Annotated in this window: 14 protein-coding genes; 11 read left to right on the top strand and 3 right to left on the bottom strand. The window is 55.8% G+C overall.

The genetic code is table 11. The features are described 5' to 3' along the window. Positions 1-345: 345 nt before the first annotated feature. On the bottom strand, positions 346-1,338 hold the full coding sequence (locus D7M11_RS16520; protein ID WP_120748344.1) for a ribose-phosphate diphosphokinase: 993 nt from the start codon (positions 1,336-1,338) through the stop codon (positions 346-348). A 268-nt stretch (positions 1,339-1,606) separates the two neighbouring features. Between D7M11_RS16520 and D7M11_RS16515 the strand changes: the two genes are divergently transcribed. Beyond that, the gene (locus tag D7M11_RS16515; protein ID WP_120748343.1) at positions 1,607-3,544 is read left to right on the top strand and encodes an FAD-dependent oxidoreductase; all 1,938 of its coding nucleotides are present in this window, start codon (positions 1,607-1,609) and stop codon (positions 3,542-3,544) included. A gap of 208 nt (positions 3,545-3,752) precedes the next feature. On the opposite strand, the gene D7M11_RS16510 is transcribed toward D7M11_RS16515, so the two are convergent. Beyond that, on the bottom strand, positions 3,753-3,950 hold the full coding sequence (locus D7M11_RS16510) for a hypothetical protein (protein WP_120748342.1): 198 nt from the start codon (positions 3,948-3,950) through the stop codon (positions 3,753-3,755). A 630-nt stretch (positions 3,951-4,580) separates the two neighbouring features. Here D7M11_RS16510 and D7M11_RS36450 point away from each other — a divergent pair. From D7M11_RS36450 to D7M11_RS16495, 4 genes are all read left to right on the top strand, one after another. Beyond that, positions 4,581-4,745: a hypothetical protein gene (locus D7M11_RS36450; RefSeq protein ID WP_158606661.1), complete on the top strand. Its 165-nt coding sequence runs from the start codon at positions 4,581-4,583 to the stop codon at positions 4,743-4,745. Between the two features lie 219 nt (positions 4,746-4,964). Next, positions 4,965-6,230, top strand: coding sequence for a histidine--tRNA ligase (gene hisS, locus D7M11_RS16505; RefSeq protein WP_120748341.1), 1,266 nt, complete (start codon positions 4,965-4,967; stop codon positions 6,228-6,230). A 53-nt stretch (positions 6,231-6,283) separates the two neighbouring features. Beyond that, positions 6,284-8,062, top strand: a complete 1,779-nt coding sequence (aspS, locus tag D7M11_RS16500) for an aspartate--tRNA ligase (RefSeq protein ID WP_120748437.1) — start codon at positions 6,284-6,286, stop codon at positions 8,060-8,062. 377 nt (positions 8,063-8,439) lie between these two features. Further along, entirely contained in the window at positions 8,440-9,192 is a 753-nt protein-coding gene (locus D7M11_RS16495; RefSeq protein WP_120748340.1) for a tRNA threonylcarbamoyladenosine dehydratase, read from the top strand. A 185-nt stretch (positions 9,193-9,377) separates the two neighbouring features. Here the strand turns inward: D7M11_RS16495 and D7M11_RS16490 are convergent, their stop codons facing one another. Continuing rightward, positions 9,378-10,460: a hypothetical protein gene (locus D7M11_RS16490; RefSeq protein WP_120748339.1), complete on the bottom strand. Its 1,083-nt coding sequence runs from the start codon at positions 10,458-10,460 to the stop codon at positions 9,378-9,380. Between the two features lie 221 nt (positions 10,461-10,681). On the opposite strand from D7M11_RS16490, the gene nadE reads away from it, so the two are divergent. The 6 genes from nadE (at position 10,682) to D7M11_RS16460 (ending at position 19,290) form a co-directional block, all read left to right on the top strand. Beyond that, complete coding sequence (gene nadE / locus D7M11_RS16485; protein ID WP_120748338.1) at positions 10,682-11,521, top strand: ammonia-dependent NAD(+) synthetase; 840 nt, start codon at positions 10,682-10,684, stop codon at positions 11,519-11,521. A 277-nt stretch (positions 11,522-11,798) separates the two neighbouring features. Then, positions 11,799-13,103 carry a histidinol dehydrogenase gene (hisD, locus tag D7M11_RS16480; protein WP_158606660.1) on the top strand — a complete coding sequence of 435 codons (1,305 nt, stop codon included), beginning with the start codon at positions 11,799-11,801 and terminating at the stop codon, positions 13,101-13,103. A gap of 203 nt (positions 13,104-13,306) precedes the next feature. After that, positions 13,307-15,577, top strand: a complete 2,271-nt coding sequence (locus tag D7M11_RS16475) for a helix-turn-helix domain-containing protein (protein WP_120748336.1) — start codon at positions 13,307-13,309, stop codon at positions 15,575-15,577. A gap of 292 nt (positions 15,578-15,869) precedes the next feature. Beyond that, on the top strand, positions 15,870-16,781 hold the full coding sequence (locus D7M11_RS16470; protein WP_120748335.1) for an ABC transporter permease: 912 nt from the start codon (positions 15,870-15,872) through the stop codon (positions 16,779-16,781). Between the two features lie 9 nt (positions 16,782-16,790). After that, positions 16,791-17,651, top strand: coding sequence for a carbohydrate ABC transporter permease (locus D7M11_RS16465; protein ID WP_120748334.1), 861 nt, complete (start codon positions 16,791-16,793; stop codon positions 17,649-17,651). 73 nt (positions 17,652-17,724) lie between these two features. Next, the gene (locus tag D7M11_RS16460; protein WP_420818415.1) at positions 17,725-19,290 is read left to right on the top strand and encodes an extracellular solute-binding protein; all 1,566 of its coding nucleotides are present in this window, start codon (positions 17,725-17,727) and stop codon (positions 19,288-19,290) included. The last annotated feature ends 119 nt before the right edge of the window (positions 19,291-19,409 follow it).

Below are 19,409 nucleotides of genomic sequence, written 5' to 3'. Positions count from 1 at the left end.
TCCTCCATTTTTGAATTTTGCTGCCGAACCTATTGCCTTTCATTTGCAGCGTCCGACGCCGAACGTCAGTGACTGCCGAAGCTCTGCCTCCCTCCATTCCCTCCGCACCGTTCATACGGATGCGATCCCTTAATGTTGTACATCCCTTCTCTCCATCTCCATGGGAGCGTATATTCCATATCATAAGGGCAATGCGGTTTCCTGGCTTTGCGGCCCCGGGCCAAACTTTTGCCATTTTGGTCCGGGGAGCGGGCAGGACAAAAAAAGCGGCGGCAAGGGGGGAATTGGACTTCAGCTCCCGCTTGCCGCCGCTTCGGTTGTACCATGCCATGTAGAATCGGCCCGCTAGTCTCGATTGTGCTCGAGTGCGCGGGCTATAACGCGTTCCGACACCTTCTCGAACAAAGGGCTCACCGAATCTCGCGAATGGATGCGGCTGATCGCTTCTCCGAACAGAGGCGCTACGGATACGATTTTGATTTTGCTTGAAGACGAGAGACGAGGATTGTAGACGGAATCGGTGCCGATAATCAGCTCGATCGGACTGTCCTCGAGCTTGCGCAGACCGGCTTCGCTGATCACGAGATGAGACAGGCAGGCCAGCACTCGTTTCGCCCCCCTGCGGATCAGCAGCTTCGAAAGCTCGACAAGCGTGCCGCCGGAAATCGAGAAATCGTCGATGATAACCGCCGTTTTTCCTTCCACATGCCCGATCAGCTCCATCAGCTCCGCCCGCTCGCTGTGATCCTTTCGCGTCTTGTCGCCGATGGCGAGAGGGGCGTGAAGGTAATCCGCATATTTGCGGGCTTGCTTGGCGAAGCCTGCATCCGGGGATACGACGATGAGGTCGGGGAGCTGCATGCGGGCGATCGCTTCGCACAGGACGGGCAGGGCGAACAGATGATCGACCGGCTTTTTGAAGAAGCCTTGAATTTGATGGCTGTGCAGGTCCATTGCTACGACTCGGTCGGCCCCGGCTGTTTCAATCGCCTCCGCGCACACTCTGGCCCGGATCGATACGCGCGGCTCGTCCTTCTTATCGCCTTTGGCGTAGCCGAAATAAGGGAGAATGACTGTGACCGAGTCTGCGCTTGCCCGTTTGAACGCGTCGATCCAGAACAAGATTTCGACAAACTCGTCATTCGGCTTCAGCCCGATCGACTGGACCAGGTAGACATCCTTGCCCCGGACCGTTTCCCCGATTCGGACAAACGTATTGCCGTCGGAAAACGTCCGCGTTTCCGATATCCCGACCTCGGCTCCGAGATAGCTGCACATGTTTTCGGCGAAGCTTTTTCCGGAACTTCCGGCGAATATTTTGATATCCCCAGTAGTCATAACGTCCCCCTAGTTTGGTTTGGCTTGCCCTATTGGCCTGCATGTATAATTATTCCACGAAACTATCCATGGAGTTGTGACAATATATTGAATTTTGCAACAATTGGAAGCGGATATCAAGCGGCCGTCTGCAGATAAGGTGTCTCGAACATAGAGGCGGATCAGGGTTTGCGGCCTTATCTGTCCCATGTTGTCGCTTTTTGCCCGAATGGCCCGATTATGATACACTTTGGATGTCATTTTACAATCGTAGAATAGGATGGGATTCATGGCTCGCCACGTGGACCGCACTACCGCACGTAAAAATGTTATCGTATTTGTTTCACTGCTCATTATTGCCATTCTTATTGCCGCCGTTACGGCAATCGGCCTGCTGTGGGACCGGGGCGATAAAGGGAAGGCGCTGGAGCCGGGCAAGCTGATGCCGGTTCAGTCGGCGGCTTCGGTACAAAATGCATACGATGTCGTTGTCGTCGGCACCGATCCGGAAGGCGTAGCCGCAGCTGTGTCCGCCGCGCGAAACGGACAGAAGACGCTGCTCGTGGACGGACGAGACCGGGAGATTTTGGGCGGCCTCATGACGCTGGGATGGCTGAACAGCCTGGACCACAATTACGACCGGGAGAAAAACGAGCAAAACCCCGGCAAGGCTTATATACTGAACGAAGGTATTTTCAGCGAATGGTACAAGCAGGTGGAGGGGGACTCCTTCGACGTCGTAACGGCGGCGAACGCCTTCTATACGCTAGTAAAAAACGAGAAAAACATCGACCTGCTGCTGAAAACGAAAGCGATCGAGCCGAAGATGAACGGCGGCAAAATCGTCGGCGTTACGGTAACGAAAGCAGACGGCGCGAAGCAGGAAATCGCCGCCAAATCGGTGATCGACGCGACTCAGGACGCAGATATCGCGGCAGCGGCGGGCGTTCCGTTTACGATCGGCAGAGCCGACTTAGGCGATGAGAAATCGCGCATGGCGGTTACGCTCGTATTCCGGCTGAAAAACGTCACGCCGGACGTATGGAAGCAAATCCAGAAGCGGCTCAGAGACGACGGCGATCCGAACACCGACGCGAACGAAAGAAGCGCATGGGGCTTCGGGGAAATGCAGAAATACCCGCCGAACAACAAGGAACGGGTGAAAATGCGCGGGCTCAACATCGGCCGCCAAAATGACGATACGATCCTCATCAACGCGCTGCAAATTTTCGGCATTGACGGACTTGACCCGAAATCGCGCGAGGAAGCGTTCGAAATCGGTAAAAAAGAGCTGCCATACGTTATGGACCATATGAAGAAGCTTTATCCGGAGTTCGCGGGTCTGGAGCTGGACGCTACCGCGCCGGAGCTGTACATCCGGGAAACGCGCCATATGCAGGGCGAGTACCGGATGACGATGATCGATGTGTTGGAAAACCGCGACCAGTGGGACCGGATCGGCTTCGGCTCCTATCCGGTGGATATTCAGCGGACGTCGCCGACCGACAACGGAGCGGTCATGAGCCATCCGGTGAAGTACGCGATTCCGTTCCGCTCGATCGTGCCGCAAAAGGTGGACAATCTGCTCGTGGTCGGACGTTCCGCCAGCTTCGATACGCTTCCTCACGGCAGCGCGCGAGTCATTCCGGTCGGCATGGCTACGGCCGAAGCGGCCGGTGCCGCGGCCAAGCTGGCTGGCGACAAGGGCGTGACGTTCCGCCAAATGTCGGCATCGAAGGAGCAGATAGCGCAGCTTCAGGACATGCTGAACAAGCAGGGCATGGTACTGAAGCCGTACGAGGCCAAGAAGGAAGCGTTCATGGACCAGAAGGCGTATCCGGGGCTCAAAACCGTCGTCAGCATGGGACTCGTTATCGGCGGCTACGACAACAGCGGCTTCGATACGAAGCCGGACTCGAACCCGCAGCGGATGGTGAATCTGATGCAGGGCGTAAAGCGCGTGAACAAGCTGACCGGCGATCCGGCGCCCGCCGTTACCGGCGTGCAGGAGCCGGCGAAGGCGGCGCTGACGTTGGACCAGGCGGCGTTCACGATAACGAAGGCAATCAGTGCGGACGTTCCGGCGGCACAGGCCGTGAAGGAGCTCCAGTCCAGAGGGCTGCTCCAGCAAGCGACGCTGGACGGCATCGCCGACAAAGCGAAGCTGAACAACGGTGACACGTATATGATGATTCGCGATCTGGTCGAAGCGCTGAACAAAAAATAAGAAAAGCTTTTAGACGAAGCCTTCTCCACGATGAATGACCCTGCGTAAGCGGTAGCTTTTCTTGGTATACAATTTCCTCTTTTCATCCAGAAGGTCCGAAAAATTAAAAATTCTATATCGAAGAAACGCAAAATCCCCCGCAGCGGACTGTGGGGGATTTTTGCGTTTCTTCGGGAGGGGCGGACGGGTTGCGTTTTTCCCGGCAAGCTTATTCGTTACAAGCCGGGTCCCGCTGCGCCTGCGGGTCGCCCTGGCCGGAGGCGGTCGCCGCTTGCTCCCGTTCCTTCAGCACGGCCGCAAAGCAGGAATGGCAGTACAAAACATGATGTTCGGTGACGCCGTCCAGAAAGCCGCCCTTGCAATAAACGGCGGTTTGACACTTCGAGCAGTTGCCGACGAAATCCATTCGGATGCAGCTCCTTTCTTGGATCGGGGTGCTTGGTATCGTACGAATATTGTATCACGCCGGAAGCGATTCGGGTCAGTCGTGCTTATCGAACCAGAGAAGTCTTCTTGCAAGCTGCTTGTTTTGTGGTGGGATTTTTCAATATGCCGGTTGGGGTATGGCCCATCGGCGAGCTTGTCTACTTGTGAAGGTGAAGATGGTAGCATGAACGGAACGAGGTGTGCTGCCACGAGCTTGCTAAAATTGGAGTCTCTGGAGCATCTTAATTCAACTATACTCCGGATGTCGGGGGCATAGCAGCTTTTTGGGGCTTTTATTTTTGTCGAAATCGTTTTATCCGGCGATTGTATGGGAGATAAGGGTCCTAAAAACACTCTATTTTTCCAAATATGCTGGTTTCGGGATAAATAAGATGCCCAAAAGACTGTTGCATGTATGGGCTTCGGCCCGAGGCTTTGGGCTCTGCTTGACTTTGTCCGGTCCGTTGGATACAATCATAACGATACTTTCACGATTCTTGGATGGGACCGAGTACTCCGAACCCACGTTTCTCAGAGAGGGAAGACCAGGCTGCAAGCTTCCCGGCGATGGACGGACGAATAACATCCCGGAGAACGGACGGGGAACCCCGTGCGCTCGACAACAGGCCGTTTTGCTCGTAATCGGGCAGAATCGGATCAGGTCGGCGTCCGGACAGTAGCCGTTTCGCGTAAGGCGGGCGTTAACCGCATGAAAGTGCGCGCTTATGCGGCGCTTCGGCTGACGGCCTATGCCGGTCGGCTCGAATCCGGCTAAAAGCGCGAATGCGGGTGGTACCGCGGGTCATTCGACACACGAAGTCCCGTCCCTGGCAATTGCTGCCGGGGGCGTTTTTGCGTTTTGGCGCGATCAAAGAAATAGCGGACTTGATGTTGTTTCTTGTTACACACGTCATTACGACTTTTCTGGACAACGGATCGGTCTATTATTTATTTGATCGCGCCTTATATGAAAAAGGAGGTCAGGAGGAGGAACATGAGCATTCAGAAGCCGAAGGGGACGCAGGATATTTTGCCCGGCGTCGTCGAGAAATGGCAGTACATCGAAGAAAAGGCGCGCGACGTTTGCCGCCGGTTCAACTACAAGGAAATCCGCACTCCGATATTCGAAACGACGGAGCTGTTCCAGCGCGGCGTCGGCGAAACGACGGATATCGTGGAGAAGGAAATGTACACGTTCCCGGACAAGGCGGACCGCAGCATGACGCTTCGGCCGGAAGGAACGGCAGGGGTCGTCCGCGCTTATGTGGAGAACAAGCTGTACGGCGAACCGGACGTCAGCAAGCTGTATTATATCGGACCGATGTTCCGCTATGAGCAACCGCAAGCCGGCCGTTACCGCCAATTCCACCAGTTCGGGATTGAAGCGATCGGCGCAACCGACCCGGCGCTGGATGCGGAAGTGATCGCGATGGGCTACTTGTTCTACAAGGAGATCGGCCTGAAGGGCGTTACGGTTGAGATCAACTCGGTCGGCAATCCGTCGTGCCGCGCCGTTTACCGCGAAGAGCTGCAGAAGTTTTTCGCTCCGGTGAAGGACAAGCTGTGCAAAGACTGCCAATCGCGCTATGACCGCAACCCGATGCGTATTCTCGACTGCAAAAAAGATCAGGAGTACGGCGTCGGCGCTCCGTCGATCCTCGATTTTCTCGACGAGGAGTGCACTACGCATTTTGCCAAAGTGCAGCGGCATTTGACCGACATGGGCATCGAATACGTCATCAACCCGCGGATGGTGCGCGGACTCGACTACTATACGCATACGGCGTTCGAGTACAAGGCGGCCGGCATCGGCGCCATCGACACGATAAGCGGCGGCGGCCGGTACAACGGGCTCGTCGGTACGATCGGGGGCAGTGCGATTGACCGTCCGGGCGTTGGCTTCGGACTCGGGCTGGAACGGGTACTGCTCGTTCTCGAAGCGCAAGGCGTAGACGTCCAAGGCGTGCTGCCGCTGGATGCTTATGTGATCGGCATGGGAGAAGCGGCCGAGAACGAAGCGACCCGATTGCTGTTCGAGCTACGCGCGGCGGGACTGTCGGCGGAAAAAGATTACTTGGGACGTAAAATGAAAGCCCAGATGAAATCGGCCGACCGGTTTGCCGCCCGATTCACGGTCATTATCGGCGAAGACGAGCTGAGCCGCGGCACGGCGATGGTGAAAACGATGGCAACCGGCGAGCAGGAGGAAGTGCCGCTCGCAAACGTGGCTGCCGCCATTGCGGCCAAACGCGGCAACTGACCAGCACGAAAACGAAACTAAACGAATGAGTAGCGGAGGATGAGAAAACTATGATGCTCAAAACACATCATTGCGGTAACCTGAGCAAAGCGAATGTAGGCGAAATCGTTACACTGAACGGCTGGGTCGCGGTTCGCCGCGACTTGGGCGGTGTTCTGTTCATCGATCTGCGCGATCGCAGCGGCATTGTGCAAATCGTGTTCAACCCGGATTTTTCAGGAGAAGCGCTTGCCATCGCCGACAAGGCGCGCACCGAATATGTGCTTGCGGTTAAAGGCAAAGTCGTCGAACGCGACCCGGCCACCGTCAACCCGAACCTGGCAACCGGCGAGATCGAAGTGCGGATCAGCGAGATCGACATTTTGAATACGGCCAAAACGCCTCCGTTCTTCATCGAGGACGGCATCGAAATCGACGAGCAGCTTCGGCTTAAATACCGTTATCTCGACTTGCGCCGTCCCGAAATGCAAAAGACGCTGTATTTGCGCTCGAAAGCGGCCAAAATATTCCGCGACTACCTCGACGAAAACGGCTTCCTCGAGATCGAGACGCCGATCCTGACGAAAAGCACGCCGGAAGGCGCGCGCGATTATCTCGTGCCGAGCCGGGTGCATCCGGGCGAGTTTTTCGCGCTGCCGCAATCGCCGCAAATTTACAAGCAGCTGCTGATGGTCAGCGGGCTGGAACGGTATTACCAAATCGCTCGCTGCTTCCGCGACGAGGATCTTCGCGCCGACCGCCAGCCGGAATTTACACAGGTGGACATCGAGACGTCGTTCCTATCCCGCGATCAATTGCTTGATCTGATGGAGGAACTGGTCGTCCGTCTGTTCAAGGAGACGGTCGGCGCCGACATCGCCCGTCCGTTCCAGCGACTCAGCTATGCCGATGCGATGGGCAAGTATGGCTCGGACAAGCCGGATCTGCGCTTTGGCCTCGAGTTGGTCGATGTATCCGACCTCGTGCAAAATTCCGGAGTGCAAGTATTCGCAAACGTGACGAAAAAGGGCGGCCAAGTGAAGGCGCTCAACGCCAAAGGCTGCGGCACGTGGAGCCGTAAGGAAATCGACGACCTGCTGCCGTTCGCGGCCCGCTACGGAGCGAAAGGCCTCGCCTGGATTCAAGTGAAGGACGGCGAGTGGAAAGGGCCGATCGTGAAGTTCTTCTCCGAGGAAGAGATCGCTGCATTGAAAGAGCGTCTTGGCGCCGAGGAAGGCGACCTGCTGCTGTTCTCCGCCGATACGAAAAAAGTCGTTGCCGACGTACTCGGCAATTTGCGTCTGAAAATTGGCCGCGACCTCGGCCTGATCGACGACAGCGTGTTTAAATTCGCTTGGGTGGTGGACTTCCCGCTGCTCAGCTACGACGAGGAGTCTAAGCGCTACGTGGCGGAACACCATCCGTTCACGCGTCCGAAGGAAGAGGACCTGCCGCTGTTCGATACCGATCCGGGCCAAATCCGCGCCCAGGCGTACGACCTCGTGCTGAACGGCTACGAAGTGGGCGGCGGCTCGATGCGTATTTTCAAACGCGACGTGCAGGAGAAAATGTTCGGAGCGCTAGGCTTCTCCCGCGAAGAAGCGTACGAGAAGTTCGGCTTTCTGCTGGACGCGTTCGAATACGGCACGCCTCCGCACGGCGGCATCGCCTTCGGTTTCGACCGGCTTGTCATGCTGCTTGCAGGACGCACCAACTTGCGCGAAACGATCGCTTTCCCGAAAACGGCAAGCGCGACCGATCTGCTCATGAACGCGCCGTCGACGGTGGATACGAAACAGCTGGACGACCTGTCGATCCGCGTGGCCGTTAAGGAAGTCGCCGCGAAGGCGTAATCGATCCGTGCAGAGTTTCGCTGGGAACCGGTTAGGCGGAAGTTGAAGTTCCGCTATTGGTCGAAAACCGGCTTGGATAGGCGGCATAACGGAACAAATAGTTCCGTTACATGCAAAAATGTCGGCAAAAAGCAAAGGGATTTGCGGAATAACGGAACTATTTGTTCCGCAATCCTTTCTTTTTTAGACGATTCAAGCTAAAAGCGGAACATTCGCTTCCGCTGTTGCACTTTTGGGGGTATTTTTTCGGGGGCTCCCAAAAAGTACCCGGACTAAGCTACAAAGCTAAACTTCACTTTTGGGGTTCTTTCTCGGGGGCTCCCCCAAAAGTACCCGGAATAAGCTGCGAAGACAAACTTCACTTTTGGGGGTATCGTATGCTCCACCAATTTTCGCGAACGGAACTGGCGATCGGTCCGGAAGGGCTCGACGTGATGAAGCGGAGCACGGTCGCTGTGCTCGGCATCGGCGGGGTCGGCTCGATCGCGGCGGAGGCGCTGGTGCGCACCGGGGTCGGCCGGGTGATCATGGTCGACAAGGACGTCGTCGACGTGACGAACATCAACCGGCAGATCCATGCACTGACGACGACGGTCGGCCAGCCGAAGGCCGAACTGATGCGCGACAGAGCGAAGCTGATCAATCCGGATTGCGACGCGATCGCGCTGCGGATGTTTTATACCGAGGAGACGTACGAGAAGTTTTTTGACTATCCGCTCGATTACGTCATCGACGCATCGGACACGGTCACGTACAAAATCCACCTGATCAAAGAATGCTTGAGGCGCAAAATCCCAATCATTTCTAGTATGGGTGCGGCGAACAAAATGGACCCGACCCAGTTTCGCGTGGCGGACATTTCGCAGACGTCGGTCGACCCGCTCGCCCGGGTGATCCGCCAAAAGCTGCGCAAGGACGGCATCAAAAAAGGCGTCAAGGTCGTCTTCTCGACCGAGGAGCCGATCAAGCCGCGCGATGACGTGACGCAGCGCATCGTTCCGGAGAACGCGCCGGATATCCGCAAGGCGCAGCAGCCGCCGGCGAGCAATTCGTTCGTTCCGCCGGTTGCCGGTTTGATGGCGGTCAGCGTCGTTGTACGCGACCTGCTCGCCAGAGCAGCCAAAGGATAAGACGGGCAAGCCGCGCGGCGGCGCCTCGAAGTAAAAAGCCAGTCAGCTCCGTTAGGAGCCGGCTGGCTTTAGAGCTTTTATGTGAACGGAACGAAAGTTCCGCTATATCAGTAACCCCCCTGAAATTCGCACCTCTTTTGCGGATTAGCGGAAAAACAGTTCCGCTAACTCGCTGACCGCTCCGTTCATGACTGTATAAATTCCCGCTCCAACTGAGTCTGGAGCGTACGAACGAGGGAAAAGTCGGTCGCCTCCGTATAAAACTCCTTGATGCGCGCGTCGAATTTTTGCGCTTCGCCGAGGAAGGCTGTAGCTTCCTTCATTTTTTGCGAATAACGCTGCCGAAGCGGCTCGATCTCATCCGCGTAGCGCTCGTCGGTGCCGGGTAACATGGTCCGCTCGTACATGTCGAGGATGACGTCGCCCCGGCGGTCGGGAAAATATTCATGTGGAGCCGTGCTGTCGAAAATCGCGGTGCGCAGCTCCGGGAAGATGAGCATGTCGAGGCTGTTCGGATCGAAGCCGCAGTGAAACACCTCCGCGTCGAAGCCGGATGTCTCGGCGGCTCTGGCCAAATATTTGAGCATCGTCGATTTGCCCGACCCCGGACGGCCCTTAATAAAAATCCGTTTATCCAGAGAGGCGGTCAAGTTTTGGATATGGTCGACAGCCCCTTTCGGTGTGGCGGCTCCGAAGAACAGATGGCGAATGACCGCGTTTTTGCCAGGCGGTTCGGCGAAGAGCGTTTGCGCCAGCTCCTTGGCGACTTGATCCGCCTTTTGAAAGTTCATGCTGGCGATGTAAACCTTCTCCCAGTCGTCGTGTATGCGCAGCGCCTCGGCAAACGTTCCGTACGCTTTCGAATAAGCGTCGACGAGCTGCTCCCGGAGCGCATCTATCCGTTCCCCGTTATCCGCAGCGATGGCGTCATAGTTAACCGCTTGCCCGAAGTCGAGCCGTACGATGGCAGCCGATTCGGTTAAAGGCAAACCTTCGCAGGCGTTCGCATCGGCAACTCCGATGTTCAGGTCGGTTGCGATCAGAGCGTCCAGATCGTTCGGTTGAATCGGGGAATGAAACAGCTGGATGCTCTGTCCTTGAGCGATCAGCTCATACGCAAGCCGCTCGATCGCGGTCGATTTGCCGGTGCCGGAGGGACCTTGCAGCAGGACGAGCTTGCTCAAGCCCTGAAAAGCCGAGCCGTACAGGAAATGGGCTCCGCGAGCCGTATTGCCTCTTGCGAAATAGTGGCGGGCCGTTCCGTTCATATGCAGCACTCCTCGTATAGTAGTTCGGTGCAAGCAATCGCTTTTGCTCCAGCATATTCCGTTCCCCGGAGATGGGTGTTTGCCCATTCGCACGAAATTTCCGTCCGTCCGGTACCGAACGGTTCGGCGCCTTTGCTTCGGGCGCAGGCAGTAATGTTTCTATTCCTTGTCTCTATCTGGTACTATTAAGGAAAACAGAACTATCGAGGGAGTGGCCGCAGATGACCAGACTTCAGGAACAGATCATGAATACGCTGCACGTTCGTCCGGCAATTAACGCCAAGGAGGAAATCCGAAGCCGAATCGACGCGCTCAAAGGCTATATGCTCCACTGCAAAGCGAAAAAGCTCGTGCTCGGCATTTCGGGCGGCCAAGACTCGACGCTTGCCGGCAGACTGGCGCAGCTGTGCGTGGAGGAGCTGCGGGAGGAAACGTCCGACGAGGGGTACCGGTTTATAGCGATTCGTTTGCCGTACGGGGTGCAAGCGGACGAGGACGATGCCCAGCTAGCGCTGCAATTTATACAGCCGGATCAGGTATATACGTTTAATATCAAAGCGGCAACCGACGGGATCGCAGCCGAATTTGAAGCCGCGACAGGAGCCCCGATTAAGGATTATGATAAAGGCAATGTGAAAGCCCGCATTCGGATGGTCGCCTGGTATTTGATCGGAGCGTACGCCGGCGAGGCGTTAACCATCGGCACGGATCATGCGGCGGAGGCCGTTACCGGATTTTACACCAAATTCGGCGACGGAGGGGCGGACGTTACTCCTCTGACAGGCCTAACCAAGCGGCAAGGCAAGCAGCTGCTTCAGGAGCTGGGCGCGGCTGAGCGGTTGTACATGAAAACGCCGACAGCCGATCTGCTCGATAACAAGCCGGGGCAAGCGGACGAAACGGAGCTAGGCCTCTCGTACGAGCAGCTTGACGATTATTTGGAAGGAAAGCCGGTTGCGGACGAGGTCGCGGACAAAATCGAATCGATCTTCCGGCGATCGCAGCATAAGCGGGAGCTTCCGGTCACTCCGTACGATGTATGGTGGAAGCAGCAGCTGTAAGTGGCGCAGGCTCTTGCCATACGATCAAGAGTATAGTAAGATTTGCTAAATCCCAGTAAAGGCGGTATTTTCATGCGGAACGCAGTTGCGTACAATCCGATACGGCATCATCATACGTAGAGCGTTTGTACCCCGGATGAAACTATCCGCAGGTATAAGCGCTATTTGCACTTATACCTGCGCAGCTTATAGAAGCCATGCAGGTATTTTTGTACCTGTATGGCTTCTTTGTTTTTTTGGAGAGGAAACCGAAAACGATCAAGGGAGAGGAAGAAACATGAGCACGATCACGTACCGATTGCCGGAGGAGCGAGCAGAGCTTGCCCGTCGTCTGGCGCCGCAGCGCAAGCTGTATGACCGCAGCGTTTCAAAGGGCGTAGCGGACTTGTTCGATCAAGTGGAGCGGGAAGGCGATCAGGCGGTCGTACGCTTGACCGAGTCGTTCGACGGGGTCCCAATCGCACAGGTGAAGCTGACGGACGATTACATCGAACGCTGCTTGAGCGAGCTTCCCACACCGCTGAAGGCGGCGATGGAGCAAGCCCGGGACCATATCCGCGAAGTAAACGCCGCTTTGCTGCCCGCATCCTGGCAGCGCGTCATCAGGCCGGGGACGATCATCGGCGAAAAAATTAGCCCGCTGGATACGGTCGGCATCTGGATTCCCGCCCGGAAAGGCCCGCTCATCTCGACGGCGCTCATGCTCGTGGCGGCGGCCCAAACGGCCGGCGTTCGCCGTATCGTTGTCGGAATGCCCCCGCTTGCAAACGGGCTCGGCGATCCAGCCACTGTAGCTGCGGCACGGATGGCCGGTGCAGGCGAGATTGTCGTCGGCAACGGAGTTGCCGTCATCGCCGGCTTTTGCCACGGAACGGCGTCGATACCTCGCGCGAATGGGATATTCGGACCGGGGCCCGGCGGCATCGCCGCGGCGATGAGCCTGGCGTCGTCGTACGGAGTGAAGACGGTCGTCGGAATCGGGCCGACGGAATGCGTCGTTTTTGCCGATGAAACGGCCGATGCCCGCATCGTCGCTTACGATTTGCTGAACGAAGGCGAGCACGGTCCGGACTCTTCGGCGGTCCTCGTCACGACCAACGGCGAACTGGCGGCTCGGGTGGAGTCTCACTTGGCCGAGCTGATCGGACAAACGGAGCCGCCGAGAAAGGACTATTTGCATACCGTATTCGGCGCAAATGGGCTTGGCGCCATCGTCGTAGCTTCGTCGACGGAGGAGGGCTGCCGTTTCATAAACGACTATGCGCCGGAGCATGTCATGATCGTCTGCAAGCCGGAGACGGAGCGGAAAGCGCTCGAGTTGATCGAGAATGCGGGAGAACTGTTAATCGGACCGTATACGCCGTTTTCTGCGGCCAACTACGGGATCGGCATAACCGCCGTTTTGCCCACGAACGGTTATGCCGCCGCCTTCTCAGGGATTACGAGCAAAGATATGGTGAAGGCGTCCACGATCGGAAAGCTGGATCGGGAGGCGCTTGGCGGCCTGCTTCCGATCGTCCGCGAGCTTGGCGGGTACGAGCGGCTGCCGTTCCACGTGCAAGCGGCCGAAGCTCGGTTGTAGCTGCGCAATTGTCGGGATTTGCAGAAGGGAAGCGAACCTTCGCAAATCCCGATTTTTTACGAAAAATAAATATTACGCAACAAGTCCTAAACTATTGAAATAATATTGCACGATGATATAATTTTTTGTACATGGATCATGTAAGCGGTAACAATCAGGATGCGGCCAAAAGATACAATGTGTGAAAAGGGGGACGAATCCGAATGTTGCGATTGCACAGGCCTCGTATCGCTTTGTTTTGGCAATTTTACGCCAAATACTTCGTGCTTTTCCTGATTCCAGTCATCGTGGCCATCACCTTTACGTACTTTTTCGTTGTCCGTCTCATCGAGGACGATGCGAGACAGCGAAACGACATCATCATGACGAATAACTCCGAACATATCGACACCGCATTCACGGCGCTGCAAACGACGATGATCCATATGCTGAGCGACGTCAACCTCAAAAGCTTCCTCCCGGTCGCGGGCGATTCCCTCGACAACCAGCAGCGCAACGAATGGCTCCATTCGCTCATGAGCCAGCTCGGCAAAATCGAAAACGGCGATCTTGTGCTGAACGCTTATCTATATATGACCAGATACGATCTCGTCATCGATACCGAGACGCACAGCGACAAAGCGTACTATTTCCGCTTCAAGCATCCGGTCGGGGACGCCGATCGGGCGAAGCTGTTTCCGAACTTGTCCGGCAAGCAGATGATGTATTTCACGAAGCCTTATTCGCTCGGCGTCAGTCCGCTGACCCCGGACAAATCCACGCCTCCCCGCACCGTCATCTCGACGATTATGAGCTATCCGTTTAATTCCGCCGACCCGGACGTTTATTTGGTGCTGGATATGAACATGGACGTGCTGCAGGAGCGCATCGGCGGCCGCGAAGATTGGGTGATCGGCTCGGCGATTATCGACGGCGCCGGCCAGGCGGTCGTCCAGACCGGTTCGATGGAAGCCGGATCGGGAGCGGCAAACAAGAAAACGTTATCGTCGATCCAGTCCGCCTTTAACGACTCGTGGCGATACGTAAGCGTTATCGATCTGCAGAAGCTGCTGCAACCGGCCCGCATGATCCGACTGCTCTCTCTCGTTTTCCTCGGCTTTTTCCTTGTGCTTGGCAGCGTGGTGTCCTATTACTTGAGCAGGAAGCTGTATGCCCCGATACTCGAGATCAAGACCGGCCTCGCCACCCATCACGAGCCGGGCAGAGCGGTGCGCCGCGAAGGAAACGATTTTGACGTGATCAAGCGGTTCTCCGGCATGCTAATCTCCGAAAACAACCAGCTGTCGCGGCTCGTCAGCGGCATGGTGCCGATGGTGCAGGAGCATTTTGTGACCAAGCTGCTGCTCGGCGATTTTCGCGATTCGGGCACGCTTGAAGCGAGCGCGAAGGAGATCGACTTCGCGTACGATCCGAAAGCGATCCGAACCGTCCTGTGCGTCGAGTTCCAATATTATTCGCGGGTTCAGGAAGGACAATCCGAAACGTCGCGGACGTTTCTGCTGGCGGAGCTGAAGGACCGCATCCGGAAGCTGTTCCCCGATCAGACGATATGGCTGAGCCATACGAAGTCCGATATACTCGCTTGCGTACTGCACCATAACCCGGGGCCGGGCGTTGGACCGAAGGAAGCAGCGGGGCAAATCAAGCTGGAGCTGGAGCGGTTCTCGCCGTACTACAAGGCGACGATCGGCGTCGGGAGCACTGTGGCCTCGATCGAGGAACTGTACATCTCCTATGAGCAGGCCAGCGCCATGCTCCGGTTCAAGGGTGTGCAGCCGGAGGTGGAAATTTGTTTCGAGGAGCCGCTCAGGCACGACCGGAAGGCTTGGGACAGCTACTTGCCCATGATGGAAGTGAATCGGATCATCAATCAGTGCAGGTCCCGCGACTACGACAGCCTGCTGCAAGCGGTGTTCGAGCTGCTGGAAGCCGGCAAGCATGTGCGCGCGTTCGAGATGAAGGCGCTTTGCTCCGATGTGCTTAACACGTGGATTCGGGCGGCCGAGCACGATCACGCCGATTACAGCATCGCTTTTTACACGAAGCTGTTCCATATGCTGGATGGCTGCGTAACGGTGGAGGAGCTGCGTCAAGCGTTCCGAGACATTCATGCGCTGTTGTTCCGCAAGGAGGAGCCCCATGTCGGGAAAGGCCAGTTCGACGAAGTGCTCGCCTATATTCACGGCCACTACGCCGAGGAGCTGTCCATCGAACGGTTCGCCCAGCAGATGAACATGTCGGTCGGGCATTTCAGCCGCACCTTTAAGGAAGAGGTCGGTGAGAAGTACGTCGAATATATCGCCAAAGTGCGGATGGGCAAGGCGAAGCAGTATTTGCTCGAAACGGATTTGAAAATCGACGAAATCGCCGAGAAGGTAGGCTATTGGGGCCGCAACTCGTTTATCCCCATCTTCCGCAAATACGAAGGAATTACGCCGGCCAAATACCGGAACCTCTACAGCGCGACATCGTAAAATCAAGCTTCTTAAGTTCCGGGGCTCCCCGCAAAGTATTTGGAACACACTTCGAAGACTATCCTCCACTTTGTGGAGTTATTCAAAAAGACTCCGTTTTTTCGGATGTCTTCTTTTTTTCCTCCGAACCCGCGCCGCTACAGCGTTTTTAGCCTCCCGCAATAACGGCTACTTTACCAAAATATGCGATCTTTACGTCCCGCCGGCCAGCGGCGTATAGTTAGCCTTGCACCGGGATACACCGGGAACGAGTAGTTTGAAAACGATTGCAGAAAGGAAGTGCAGCGCAGCGATGTCCCGTACCCTGTATGTGTTAAAGAAGCATAAGGCACTCTATCTGCTTATGCTCCCCGGTATTTTATATTACATCATTTTCAAGTACGTGCCGATGTACGGAATCATTATTGCTTTCCAGAACTTTTCGATCGGCCGCGGCATACTCGGCAGCAAATTTGTCGGGCTGGATCATTTTATCGAGTTTTTCTTCAATACGCCCGATGCTTGGAAGCTGATCCGCAATACAGTCATGCTGAACGCGTACGACCTGCTGTTCGGCTTCCCCGCGCCGATCATTCTGGCGCTGCTGTTTCACGAGCTGAGATTCAAATGGCTTAAGCGCATCGCGCAGACGATCAGCTATTTGCCGCATTTTTTGTCCACGGTCGTCATTGCCGGTATTATGATTACGTTTTTGTCCCCGACGTCGGGCATTATTAACTTTCTGCTCGTGAAATGGTTCGGCATCGAGCCGATTTTGTTTCTCGGACTGCCGGAATGGTTCCGGACGATCTTCGTCGGCTCGGGCATCTGGCAGGGCGTCGGCTGGGGAACGATTCTGTATTTGGCCGCCATCGCCGGAGTTGATCCGACGCTGTACGAGGCGGCGAAGATGGACGGAGCGAACCGCTTTCAGCAAATGCGCCATATTACGTTTATCGGCATGGTGCCGGTCATGATCATTTTGTTCGTGCTGAATCTCGGCCACTTTATGGAAGTAGGGTTTCAGAAAATATTGCTGCTGTACAACCCGATGAACTACGAAACATCGGACGTCATCAACACCTTCGTTTATCGGAGAGGTCTTCTGGACGCCGACTTCAGCTTCGCTACCGCGGTTGGATTGTTCCAGTCCGCCATCGGTTTCGTCCTCGTCGTGACGGCGAACCGGATCGTCCGCAAATATTCCGATACGAGTTTATGGTGAGGTGAGCGCATGAAAATTCAAGTCAGCCTGGCGTCTAGACTATTTGACACGATTAACGTGCTATTGATGATCGGACTGATCATCGTCATGGTGTATCCGATGGTGTACGTCTTCTCCGCATCGATCAGCTCGGATGCGATGGTGGCGAGCGGGAAAGTGCTGCTGCTGCCCAAGGATGTGTCTCTTCACGCCTACAAAGCGATTGTCGCCAATCCGGACGTATGGATCAGCTACTGGAATACGGTGCGGTATACCGTAGTCCACACGGCGCTGACGCTTATCGTCACAGCCGCGATGGCGTACCCGCTGGCGAAAAAATGGCTGCCCGGCCGGAGAGTCATATTGCTCATGGCGGCCTTCACGATGCTGTTCAGCGGCGGGATGATTCCGACGTTCCTCGTCGTGCAAAAGCTCGGTTTGCTGAACTCGATATGGGCGATCGTGCTGCCAACGCTAGTCAGCACCTGGCATTTGTTCATCATGCGCACCTTTTTCGAAGGGCTGCCGGAGGAATTGGAGGATGCCGCCACCATCGATGGCTGCGGATCGTTTCAAGTACTGCTGCGCATCGTGCTGCCGCTGTCGATGCCGGTTATGGCTACGATCGGCCTGTATACGGCCGTCGGCCAGTGGAACGCGTTCTTCGATGCCTTGATCTACTTGAACGACCGCAGCATGTACCCGCTGCAAATTATGCTGCGCAACATTTTGGTGGCAGGGGCGAAAATTACGTCCGAAAGCGATGCCAGCCAGCTGCAAACGATGAAGTACGCCTTAATCATCGTCGCCACCTTGCCGATCCTGTGCGTGTATCCGTTTATTCAGAAATATTTCGTGCAGGGCGCCATGATCGGCGGTATCAAAGGTTAGCCGCGGGGCCGGGAAGTTCCCGGAATCCACTGCAACATATACAAATCGATATACGTAAAGGGAGGCAAACCAGGTGAAAAAACGAATCGCAACGATTGCCGCAACGGTCATGCTTGGAGGACTCGTCGCAGGCTGTACCGGTTCCGGTACGAAGGATACTCCCGCCGGCGATGGAAAAACGCCGGAGGCGGCATCCAAGAAACCTATCTCATTTACATGGCTGGCCTATGACCGCACCGAAGGAAAAGTTCGCACGGACTGGGAAATATTCAAAGAAATCGAAGCGAAAACCGGCGTCAAGGTCGACTTCCAGGTCGTCAGCGCGGAGGGGCTTGCCGAGAAGCGGCAAATTATGATCGCCACCAATTCCGTAACCGATTTCATTCAAGTATCGACACAAGAAGGACGGGACAACGGGCCGGAGAAAGTGTTCCTGAACTTGAAAGATTACCTCGACAAAGCGCCGAACATCAAAAAGTTTTTTGACAAATACCCGGAAGCGAAGGCGCAGGCCACGGGCGCGGACGGCGGTTTGTACACGATCCCGGTGCTGGAGGGAGACGCCGAAGGCAAAGGCTTCAACTTCGTCTGGCTCGTGCGCAAAGACTTGACGAGCAAGCTGGGGCTGAAAGACCCTACGAACCCGGACGAATTGTACCAGTATTTGAAGGCGCTGAAGGAGAAATACCCGGACGCGTATCCGTACTCACCGTCTGCGGTTACGGGCGATGTGGGGCTGTATACGGTGATGGGTAATATGTTTACGGGCATTCAAGGCTTCTACAATCTGAACCCGCAAACCGACAAATACGCGTTTGCTCCTTACGAGCCGAAGTACAAAGACGCCATCGTCTACATGAACAAGCTGTACAGCGAGAAGCTGCTCGACCCGGAATATCCGTTCTTGACCGGTCCGCAATGGGAAGAGCGGATGATGAAGGGCAAGGCGCTCGTATCCTACTACTGGAAGGCGAACCTTTCCACGCTTACGGATAGCGCGAAAAAAGCGGGCGCTCCGGCCGACTACGAGCTCGACGCCATCCTGCCGATCGCAGCGCCTGGCGTCAAAAACTACCAGTTCTCGCGTGCCGTCGTAGGCTCTACCGGCCGAGCCGTATCGGCGAAGGTGAAAGACAAGGACCGGGCCGTGCAATTCCTCGATTACCTGGTGAGCGAAGAGGGCACCAACTATTTGGCGCTCGGCATCCAGGGCAAATCGTATACGCTCGAAAACGGCAAGCCGGTGTTCATGAAGGAATTCGGCGAAGCCCCGTACGTTCCGCTGCGCCGTGACTTCGGCGTCTGGTACGACCTGATCAATCTGAACAACGCGTTGTCTCGCGAAGCTTGGGAACGGAGCGCAAGCGACAAGCTCAAAGCGATCAACACGAAATATGCGCCGTACATCGTTTTGGCTCCGAAGGCAAGCGTGAAAAATAAAGAAGAGCTGGAACTGGAAAAATCGAAGTTGAGCGCTCTGACCAAATTCCTGGAGCAAAAAATTACCGAGTTCGTTACCGGCAAAACGCCGATCAACGATACGACGTACGCCCAGTTTATCGACCAGGCGAAAAAGCTCGGCTCCGACGATCTGCTGAATATGTACAATACGGCTTACAAGCGCACTTACGGCAAGTAAATAACCCCACAAAGTGGAGTTTAAGCTTCTAAACAGGGGGCTCCTCCGAAAGTAATCGGATTAAGCTGCGAAGGGTTACGTCACTTTCGGGGGAATCGATTATTCCAAATACTTTGTGG

The sequence above is a fragment of the Paenibacillus ginsengarvi genome, from assembly GCF_003626695.1.
Classification (GTDB): domain Bacteria; phylum Bacillota; class Bacilli; order Paenibacillales; family NBRC-103111; genus Paenibacillus_AB; species Paenibacillus_AB ginsengarvi.
This window is presented reverse-complemented; position numbering and strand designations above follow the sequence as displayed.